At 38.9% G+C, this 1,751-nt stretch carries 1 protein-coding gene and 1 pseudogene; both read right to left on the reverse strand.

The genetic code is table 11. The annotated features are described in order from the left end of the window. Window positions 1–670 (reverse strand): annotated as a pseudogene (locus tag G4P69_RS37835) (hypothetical protein); the annotation flags it as partial. A gap of 859 nt (window positions 671–1,529) precedes the next feature. Then, entirely contained in the window at window positions 1,530–1,709 is a 180-nt protein-coding gene (gene rpsU, locus G4P69_RS37840; protein ID WP_008226419.1) for a 30S ribosomal protein S21, read from the reverse strand. Window positions 1,710–1,751 lie beyond the last annotated feature (42 nt).

Here is a 1,751-nt window from a genome sequence, read left to right on the forward strand (position 1 = left end):
CTTCTATACTCTTGTTTAACTGAGCTTCAGTTTCTTGCTGGTCAGACAAGAATGTGATAAGTTTTGCTAGGAGATCTTCAACAGATGGAGCATCGTACAGCGATTGCCAACAAATGCAATCAAACTTCCCGTGCATCTGTGTCACTAATTTATAAGTGAAAGCTGTCTTGCCGATTCCTTCAATTCCAACTATATTTATTAGGTGACAGTGTTCCGCTTCAATCCATTTTTCGAGGATTCCTAATTCTTCAGTGTGTCCATAAAAGACAGAGGTATCTGCTGCTTCTTCCCAAGGCTCACCCGCTTTCACAGTAGTTTGTCTATCTGTTACTTCACTAAAAATTTTCTTTGAGCCATTTTTTGAAATCAACTGGTCATTTGCCTGCTTAACTTGGGTGTCTAAAAGTTCGGTTTGGGCAATAAGAAAATGCCGTCTAATGATAGATTGAAAATTGTTTTTAGTAACTTTCTCGTTAAAAGCTAAAGATAATAAGTGCCAGAGTTTATAGCCAACAGCCTTAATGTACTCAGGACTGTAACCATAAGTTTTGGCGCAATCCAGATAAGACTCTCCTTGCCAAGAAGCTTGAAACACTATCTCCTGAAGATGATTAAGGTGCCGCTGTGGGAGATATTGAACTACAAAAACCAACGCTTGCTCGAGCGTCATGGTGAACCCCCAATAGTTTTATAAAATGTTGTTTTTATTAACCGTCGAATTATGCAAAATTCAGAATTAGTACCCTATTTTTAGATCCGTAGGTTTGAATAAAAAGGAGTTAGCAGTCAGGAGACAGGAGTCAGAATACACCAACCATAAAGGGATGGTGTTTCAACGCTCATTTTCAACAACAGAATTGATGCACTCATTCTGGCGATTGACGTATGTATTCTTCTTTATAAAATGACTTACCTCTAAGGGAAGCAAGTCAGCGCAGTGTTGCTTAGTCTGTCTCCAAGTAGAGCAACAGAAGTTAACGTAAAACTCCCACCCCAGATCTCGCTTTCGTTCTTGCCCACCTTAAGATGGAAGAACGCTGTATGTAATATATAGATGTAGCATCATATTGTTTATGCAAAAAGATTTCTTTTATTAAAAAAAATCAGAAAACCCTTCTACTGCTCTGCGTTTGAGTGATCAAGGAAATGAGCCGTAGGCTGAAGAGAGTTCCAAATCACTGCGATAGGCTGATGCGCGGCTAAATTTTATAAAGCGAAAATGTAAAATTATTGTAGTGTGGGCATCTTGCCCGCGTCCCATATAAAAACGTTGGGCGCAACGGCTTAACTTGACGACTCTCCGTCTCTTTAGAGCTGAGAATGTCAAAACTTGCTTAAGATATAGCGTTGTAACCTTACTGCTATTCAGTACTTAACTACAATTATACCAGCATCTCTAAAACCAAGACAGATTACTTCATATACCAAGAAGGCGTATGAAATAATCTGTGACTTGTCTAGTAACAATATTAGGAAAAGAGTACTCTTTTTTTACATGAGAATTCGATCCAACGTCAAAATTAATATGTTTACTTAAAGCGCCTTTTGCGTCTGGCAGCCACCGCTTTGCGTTTGCGCTTTTCTAAGGGTGTTTCAAAATGGCGATGATACTTAACGTCAGCTAAAATTCCGGCTTTGGAAACTTGGCGTTTAAACCGACGTAGAGCTGAATCTATTCCTTCATTTTCTCCTAAAACCACTTGGGTCATTCTTGGCTTATCCTCTTCCTCGTTAATCAATATTTCCCATTT

The organism is Aetokthonos hydrillicola CCALA 1050, from assembly GCF_017591665.1.
Lineage (GTDB): Bacteria > Cyanobacteriota > Cyanobacteriia > Cyanobacteriales > Nostocaceae > Aetokthonos > Aetokthonos hydrillicola.

Excerpts from the sequence above, each read along its gene's own strand:
- rpsU (WP_008226419.1), bottom strand. The coding sequence starts at position 1,709 with ATGACCCAAGTGGTTTTAGGAGAAAATGAAGGAATAGATTCAGCTCTA.